The 8,506-nt window shown below is 35.3% G+C and carries 7 protein-coding genes; all 7 read right to left on the bottom strand.

The features are described from left to right. Window positions 1-103 precede the first annotated feature (103 nt). Window positions 104-1,501 carry a transglycosylase SLT domain-containing protein gene (locus Q0L68_RS01865; protein WP_296698591.1) on the bottom strand — a complete coding sequence of 466 codons (1,398 nt, stop codon included), beginning with the start codon at window positions 1,499-1,501 and terminating at the stop codon, window positions 104-106. A gap of 15 nt (window positions 1,502-1,516) precedes the next feature. Then, window positions 1,517-2,944, bottom strand: coding sequence for an Asp-tRNA(Asn)/Glu-tRNA(Gln) amidotransferase subunit GatA (gatA, locus tag Q0L68_RS01870; RefSeq protein ID WP_296698595.1), 1,428 nt, complete (start codon window positions 2,942-2,944; stop codon window positions 1,517-1,519). A gap of 18 nt (window positions 2,945-2,962) precedes the next feature. Next, window positions 2,963-3,160 carry a twin-arginine translocase TatA/TatE family subunit gene (locus Q0L68_RS01875; RefSeq protein WP_184492828.1) on the bottom strand — a complete coding sequence of 66 codons (198 nt, stop codon included), beginning with the start codon at window positions 3,158-3,160 and terminating at the stop codon, window positions 2,963-2,965. A gap of 110 nt (window positions 3,161-3,270) precedes the next feature. Further along, on the bottom strand, window positions 3,271-4,518 hold the full coding sequence (locus Q0L68_RS01880) for a peptidoglycan DD-metalloendopeptidase family protein (RefSeq protein ID WP_296698603.1): 1,248 nt from the start codon (window positions 4,516-4,518) through the stop codon (window positions 3,271-3,273). 5 nt (window positions 4,519-4,523) lie between these two features. After that, window positions 4,524-5,264, bottom strand: coding sequence for a DUF4292 domain-containing protein (locus Q0L68_RS01885; protein ID WP_296698605.1), 741 nt, complete (start codon window positions 5,262-5,264; stop codon window positions 4,524-4,526). Next, entirely contained in the window at window positions 5,257-6,984 is a 1,728-nt protein-coding gene (locus Q0L68_RS01890; RefSeq protein WP_296698607.1) for a tetratricopeptide repeat protein, read from the bottom strand. Before Q0L68_RS01890 ends, Q0L68_RS01885 begins: the two co-directional genes overlap by 8 nt. Window positions 6,985-7,148: 164 nt before the next feature. Continuing rightward, window positions 7,149-8,506 (bottom strand): polysaccharide biosynthesis C-terminal domain-containing protein (locus Q0L68_RS01895; RefSeq protein ID WP_296698609.1); only part of this gene is annotated, 1,358 nt, incomplete at its 5' end.

Consider the following 8,506-nt stretch of genomic DNA (forward strand, 5'->3'; position numbering starts at 1 on the left):
ATGTGATTCACTTGTCAAACCTAAAAATAAGGATTCTGGTTTACTTAAAAATTTAAAAGGAGTTAAAATTCCAATCCTAAAAAAATCAATACAAACCGAGGATTTATCCGATAATAAGCCTTTGACCGGGTTTAATATTGTTGCTGTTTAAGTTGTTTAATCTTTTTATCTGTTCAATAGTAAGACCGGCATGCTTCTTAGAAATAATCCACAATGAATCTCCAGGCTGTACGATGTATAACAATTGCCCGGATGAATTTGTCCTTGTCTCAGCTATTGTCTGAGTACTTCCAGAATAGATTGTCAAGTTTTGACCTACCCGGATTAAGTTAGAGTAAAGATTATTCCAAGATTTTAATTGCGTTACAGTCACCCCATGTACAGAAGCTATTTTACCCAAAACATCTCCAGATCTTACTTTGTAGGTGATTGCGTTTAATTGCAAATCCTCATCTTGACCTTCGACAGGTTCTAAAACTAGTTTACCATTATCCGTGAGAAATGTAGTAGGAGAATTATTTAAAGAATCACTTAACCAAGCTAAATTCTGTTTTACATAGGAGGCTTTTGATTTTGGGATATTTAGGGCAATACTTTTATTGCTTTCTGATACTTTACCATTCTTGATGGATGGATTTATGGATTCTAAATCCTTGGTACATAAGTCAGTTAGCTCTGCTAGTTTAGTTAGATTTAAGGCTCTATCAAATCGAATTTTTTCGGAAACTTGATAGTAAGTTGGGTCTTCTAAATTTAAATTATGCTCTTCCAAATGATTTAGAATATAAAGCATTGCTTGTACCTGAGGTACATAGCTTCTAGTTTCTCTTGGGAGATAATTATATATTCCCCAAAAAGTTTTCTTTCCTCCTGATCTTCGAATTGCTTTTCTAACGTTACCTGGTCCGCAATTATAAGCAGCCATAGCTACTTCCCAGTCTCCAAACATACGATAAAGGGATTTCAAATATTTAGCAGCTGCATCGGTAGATTTTTCGGGATCCATTCGATCATCCACCTCACTATTTACATACATGTTATACATTCTCCCTGTAGCTGGCATAAATTGCCATAAGCCAACAGCTCCTACTCGGGACCTGATCTGAGGGTCTAATCCGGATTCAATAATTGAAAGGTATTTTATTTCAACTGGCATTTCATGCTTTTTGAGTGTTTCATCAAAAAGATCAAAAAAGAGATCTTTACGAGCTAAAACCATCCTGGTATAGTCTCTATTTCTTACAGTGAAATACTGAATAAATGAAAAAATCCGGTCGTTTAGCTCAAAAGCTAATTCGGAATCCATTTTGGAAATTCTTTCTTCTACTTCATCATAAGTAAAATCGGGAATATATTCATAATGATAATTAGGAATTACTTCCTCTTCAGAGAAAGGAGTACTAGCAAGAGTCTGGTCATCCTCCTGCGAAAAAGCCTGGGACAAAGGTATCAAACTTGCAAAGATCACGAGTAAGAAAGAAATGTTCCAGATTTTATTCATTGTTAGGTTGCTTTTTTAAGATGTAAATTCACATAGATAATTACTGAATGCGAACAATTCAGCTTCTTTAAATGAGTTACAAATCACCTGTAAACCTATAGGCATTCCGTCTATGTCTTTTCCGTTAGGAATTGATATCGATGGAACTCCTGAGACTGAGGCCTGTACTGTGAACAAATCTTCCAAGTACATTGCAACAGGATCATCGCTATGCTCTCCAAACTTAAACGCTGTAGAAGGCGTAGTTGGCATTATAATATAATCAAAATCATTTAAAAGATTTTCAGTAAAATCTTTTATTAATCTTCTAACCTTTTGAGCTTTGGTAAAATATGCATCATAATAACTTGCACTTAGGACAAAAGTCCCTAGCATTATCCTTCTCTTAACCTCTTCTCCAAAACCCTCACTTCTTGTGAGTTTATACATGGTTTCTAAATTATGAGCATTTGGGCTTCTATACCCATATTTAACACCATCAAAACGTGATAAATTTGATGAAGCCTCTGCAGTAGTAAGAATATAATACGTAGGCAGGATATAATCTAAGAGAGGAAAATCAACTTCCTCAATCTCATGTCCTTCATTTTTAAGTTTTTCTAAAACCGAAAGCGTATTGGTTTTGATTTCAGCTTGTAATGAACCTGACTCGATTGTTTCTTTTAGGTAAGCAACTTTTGCCTTTTTTTCAAAATGAAGAAGTTGGCTAAATGGAAGAACTGGTTTCCTTGAAGAGGTACTGTCAAATTCATCATGCCCGGCCATTATTTCTAATAACAGGGCAGCATCTTCGATATTCCTAGTAAATGTTCCAATTGTATCGAAAGAGGATGCATATGCAATTAAACCCCATCTCGAAATTCTTGAGTAAGTTGGTTTCATGCCAATTACTCCGGTAAATGCAGCAGGTTGTCTTACAGATCCACCTGTATCTGTACCTAAAGAAACGGTACAAAGATTAGCTTGAACAGCAACTGCTGAGCCACCGGAAGATCCTCCAGGTACTCTATTTTCATCTAATGCATTTAATACTTTACCATGAGCGGAATTTTCATTAGAACTGCCCATACCAAATTCATCGCAATTGAGTCTACCAATGATGATAGCATCTTCATCAATCAATCTTTGTATCGCAGTGGTAGTGAATTGGGACTCAAAACCTTCAAGGATTTTTGATGAGGCATTGGATTCATGGTTGGAATAACACAGGACATCTTTAATACCAACTACCATTCCTGCCAGTTTTCCTGCTTTTCCTTCTGAAAGTTTTTGATCGACAAAACCTGCTTGTTCTAAAGCAGATTGCTCATAAACTTCGACGAAGGCGTTTAAATGCGCCTTCGTCTTAATGTTTTGAAGATAATGATTGACGATTTCTCGACAATTAGTTTCCCTTTTTTCGAGCGATTTTTTGATTTCGTCGAATGAAATAAATTTTTCCAAAGCTATTGGCTTAAGGGATTACTTTTTCTTGTCTTTCAGTCCTTCTTCGAGATCGTTCTGAATATCTTTCGTTGCGTCTTTAAATTCTCTGATACCACGGCCTAAACCGCGAGCTAATTCAGGTATTCTTTTAGCACCAAATAAAAGGAGGATAACAAGTATTATCAATACTATAGAACCACCGCCCATATTTTGAATGAAACCCAATGTAGTCATGATGATTTATGTTTAAGGGTAAATGTGTTACAAAGATATAACTGTCATCTGCTTACACAAAGTAAACGGTCTAGAGTTATTCTTTATTTTTAAATATACGATAATTTAAACTATTTGGACGTAATCCAAGTCGCGGGATCCATTACGTTTAATCCTTTCCATGTTTGAAAATGAACTTCAGCTTGACCATCTGGTCCATTAGCGACTTGTCCAATAACGTCTTTTGAACTGACAGTTTGCCCCGATTTTACAGAGATGGTTTTAAGTTTACTATACATGGTATAATATTCACCATGCTTGATAATCACTGTTCCTCCAAAACCAGGCATGGTTGTTATTTTAGTTACTGTTCCATCAAATACGGACCTTATATTTGAATTAGGCTGAGTTCGAATATCAATCCCATCACTATCCATAGTAATTCCTTTTAAGGTAGGATGAGGGTAAGTTCCGAATCCTTGAGCAATAAATCCTGTCTCTACTGGCCATGGAAGCCGGCCTTTATTTCCGGCAAATGAGCTAGAAAGGGCAGCGACTTCTGGTGTCATAGGCATGCTGCTTCCCGCACTTTTGGTCGTATTGCTATTTGATTTTTTAGCAGCTGCTTCAGCAAGTCTGATCTCGTCTTCGATCACTTGCTTTATCATACGGTTAAGCTGATCCTGTTGTTTTTTGGTTTCAGCAATCTGTTTTTGAATATCCTTTTCTTTTTTTGAAAGATTATTCACGATTCCTTGTTGTTCTTTTCTTGCCTGGTCAAGTGCTAATTTTTCCTTCCTCTCCTCTTCAAGAACCTTCTCTTTTTCAACTCTTTTTTCATCCAAAGAAATCTGCTCATCAGCTAATTGTATGCTGACTTTTTCGATTTGTTCCGCTTGCTGTTTTCGATTATCAGTGTATTGTTTCAGGTACTTTAAACGCATGTATAGTTGGTTAAAACTACCTGAACTAAAAACAAAAGAAACTATTGATAATCCTCGGTTTAACTTAGAAGTATTATAGATCATTCTTGCATATTCTGCCTTCAAATCCTTAAGTTCCTGTTCCAGTTTCTTGATTTTGGATTCTGTTTCCTGAATTTCCTGATCCAGTAGTTTTATTTCGCGATCTAAGGTATTAACTAATCTTGATTGGGTTTGTACTTTTCTAATTACAGCATTAAGTTCTCCGATAGAATTCTTTTTTATTGCAGTTGTTTGTCTTAATATTTTATCGAATTCTTTCAGCCGTTCTTGAACCTCAGCTTTTTCTCTTTCTAACTGTTCCCTCGTCTTTTTTGTCTGGGCTGGTAGTTCGGAGATAATTAGGCAAAAGAAAGTAAAAATTATAGATGATATAATTAAGATTTTCCTATTCATTGAATTCAAAATCTGAATGGGAAGGATAAAGGTGCAGAATTAGGGTCAATCGAATTCCACTCAATATTAATAATTGTGTTCTGGCTGCCTTCCGGTAATTGATAAGCTAATTTGTATAAAACCTCAAAAGGAAAAGGTTGCGAATTAACCTCCTGAAAATTAGGGAAACTAGCTAATAAGGAACCCCTGTCGTTGAGAGAGTTGCTGACTAATTCTGAAACTTTTCTAGTACCGACATCCACTTTACTAAAGTATCTTACTTTGTCTCTAACTTGAGTAAGTTCAAAAGCTTTCCCAACTCGAACCAATCTGTCTTTATAATCAAATGGAAGAGGAGGGTTTGCCCAAAGGACATTTTGAAATAAATCAAGAGATAATTTTAATCCATAAATGGTCTCAAATTCCTCAAAAGTAAGATTAACATCTTCCTTACCTATTCTATCTTTGATTTGGATTTTATCTTGGGTTATTAAACCCCGAACAGCTTCCATTCCCAAGCCAGGTGAAATAGTAAACCACAAAATACTGTCTTTTTTTGCCCGTAAATTCAATGAACCACGCGTGACCTTTCCGGACTCTTCTTCTATTACGATTTTAGCTTTCGCGGCTAAAAATCCATAGTCATTATAGATAGGAGAAAAATCCTCCATTTTTCCATTGCTTTGGTACACTACATTTTTTTTAGCGCAGCTTGATAAAAATCCAAAGACTAACAGAATTGAAAATCCTGCAAAAAGCTTATTCATGATATTTTCCTTCTTTAATTTTTTGTGGAAGTTTATCTGATGCCTCAGGGCTATTTTCGGCCTTTTTCCAATAACTGATTGCTTCAGACTTTTCTCCTAAATGGTATAAAATATCTCCGTAATGTTCCAGCATTACGCCGCTTGGCTCAGTTTCATTTTCCAGTGCAAGATCCATGTATTTTTTTGCACCTTCATAATCTCCAGTTTGGAACAGTACCCAAGCATGTGTATCAAGGAAAGTGCCATTATTTGGAAATCTTTTAACAACTTTTTCAGACATGGATTTAGCCTTCTCCAAGTCACGTTTTTCTATCGATAAAAAATAGGCATAGTTATTTAATACTTGCTCATCATTTGGGTTGAGCTTAATCGCCATGTCAAAATTCTCGAACGCTTTATCTTTTTTTCCAAGGTTATAATATGCATTCCCCAGACTTCCATAAATCGCTTGATCAAGACCTAAGTTTTTGCCTGCATTTAATTCCATAGATTTCTCAAGGGAAATAATGGCTAAGGAATCTTTCTTACCTGCATTTTTTATTACACCATCATAAAACCAAAACTCAGGTTTGTCTGGAAATTCATCAACTCCCATAATGGTGAATTTTTCAACCTCAGAAAAATCTGCATTTTCACCAAAGGAGTTTGTAATTACCTGTTCTAATAATTCGGCATTGTTTGGGTTAATTAACAAGGATTCTTTGAAGTAGTCCAAGGCCTCCTCTTTTTTGCCAATTTTTAATCTTCTCTTACCCAAAACAGAAAAAACTGAGGCATCCTGAGGATGACTTTTGAGCATTAAATATTCTAATTCATCCAACAAAGAATCTCTTTCAGAAGTCTGCATTTCATTCATAATAGCCTCAAAGGCTTTTGCTTCCACAATTGGGTCCAAATCAGGATTCGAAAACGCTTTGATTATTGAGCTTTCTGAATCTTTACGATTTCCTTCTTCTTTTAACAATGTGTATGCAGCCATGTGCAGTTCAGGCTGATTTGGAAACTTCTTGATTTCGCTTTGAACCAGATTTAGGGCTTCCTCCAATCGGTTGTTATTATATAGTATTTCCACAAGGTTAATAACATAATCAGGATTACCTGATTTGGCTTCAATCAACCTTTTTCCTTCTTCAATTGCCTTTTCAAGATTATTTTTTCTAAGATAAATTCGTTGTTTTTGATTAGTGATGGGTTCCATTACACCATAGTATTCCTCTGCACGGTCTAAAACAATGAGAGCTTTATCAAACTCTCCGGCGCCTAAATAAATAGATGCTAAATCAAGATTATATTGCTGATTGTTTTCCCCATCAGAGGTTAATCTATCAAGGATTTCTGCTGCTTTTAAAGGTTGCTTCAGATCCGAATAAATTTCAGCTACCATTAAAGCATAATATTTATTTTCAATATCTAAATAGGTTGCTTTTTCAGCATAAGGGAGCGCTTTTTCAGGTTTATTGCCACGTAGTAAGACTTCAGCTATTTTATAATTAATCGCAGCCTCTTCTGGAGAAAACTCCAATGCCTTCTGCAAATAGAAATAGGCTTTGTCTAATTCCCCAAGAACCAGATATTTTTCACCTTCAATAAAATAACGAGTGGCTTTTGCCTCAGTCTCCTGAGCCTTTCTCTCTTTCTTGGAAAGATTTTCCTGAGCGTTCCCAACCGATGAGAATAAAATCAGAAAAACTGGTATGATAAGGAATTTTTTGAAAATCACTGATAATAGGGGATTCGACAAATGGATACAAACATAATGCCTTTTATGCAATTTGACAGGTATTTGGTGTAAGGTTATATGTCAAATGACTTTCTGTCTATTTGAATGTTATCAGAATAACGACTTTCTAGCAAAATTGATCCCCACAGACGAAAAATATTTTTTTAAGTATTTGAATTAGATTTAAAATATGCCTTGAGTTGATCTTTTTCCAGTATCCAAATAACGCCGATAAACAAAAGGATTAAACTATTTTTAAATAGAAAATTCAGAACAGGATGTCCTATTTCTAAATAAAAACCCGCGTAACTAATTACAAATGCCAAAATAAGAAAAAAGACATCTCGACCTGTTTGATAAGGAATTGGATAAAATTTTTGGCCATAAGCAAAGCATAAAATGCACATGATTAAGTAGCAGCCCAAAGTACTTAAAGATGCTCCTAAATAGCCCCAAATTGGGACCAATGCCCAAATTATAGCAATAGAAACCAATGCTCCAATTAGCGTAATCCAGAAACTATACTTCGTCTGATCTGTGATTTTGAACCAAATCGAGAGATTGAAATAAACTCCTAATAAAAGATACCCCATCAATAAAATGGGTACTATAAAGAGTCCCTCTTCATATCCAGGTCTCCTGAGGAATAGGGGGCCAATCCAATGAAGATTTACCGAAATAGCAATCATTAAAATGGTACAGAAAATGATGAATGCATGCATAACTTTAGCATACAAAATAGGTGAGTTTTTATCAGATGATTTTTTAAAGAAAAATGGCTCAGCTGCGTATTTAAAGGCTTGAATTACCAAATTCATTAAGATTGCCAACTTAAAATTAGCTCCAAATACACCAGCAGCTTCCCTACTAGAGAGTCCATTAAAGAAATTTTCAGGAAGTAGGTATTCAAATAAAAGGCGGGAAATTAGTTCGTTTGTTACACCTGCCAGGCCCATGAATAGTAGTGGCAATGAGTATTTCCACATGGGACGGATAATGGCGCTTTCCAATTGGAATTGAAACATTCCGGCCTTCCACCAAACCCATGGTACTATCAATCCATTTGCAAAAAGATTAGCCAACAAAATATACTCAACTCCCCAGTCAGTTCGATAACCCAAAAACTCTTCTTGATACGAGTCAATACTGATTAAATAAGGAATTAATATGATGAGGACTAGGTTGAATCCCACATTCAATAAGATGTTTAGGATTTTTGCACTAGCAAATGTGAGGGCTTTATTATCTAATCGAAGCTTTGCAAAAGGTATTGCCAAGATGGCGTCAAAAGTCAATAATAATGCTGTCCATCTAAATAAATAGGCTTGATTTGGATAGTTCAACCAATCTGCTAAAAAAGGTGCTCCTAAATAAATGGTGGAGCCTAAAATTAAAGAACTTGTTAATAATAAGGATTGAGAGTTATTGTAAACTTTTTTTGGATCAAGGTTTTTTCCTGTGGCAAATCTAAAAAATGCCGTTTCCATCCCGTAAGTAAAAATTATATTCAAAAAACCTATTA

It is taken from the genome of Algoriphagus sp., assembly GCF_024642405.1.
Taxonomy (GTDB): domain Bacteria; phylum Bacteroidota; class Bacteroidia; order Cytophagales; family Cyclobacteriaceae; genus Algoriphagus.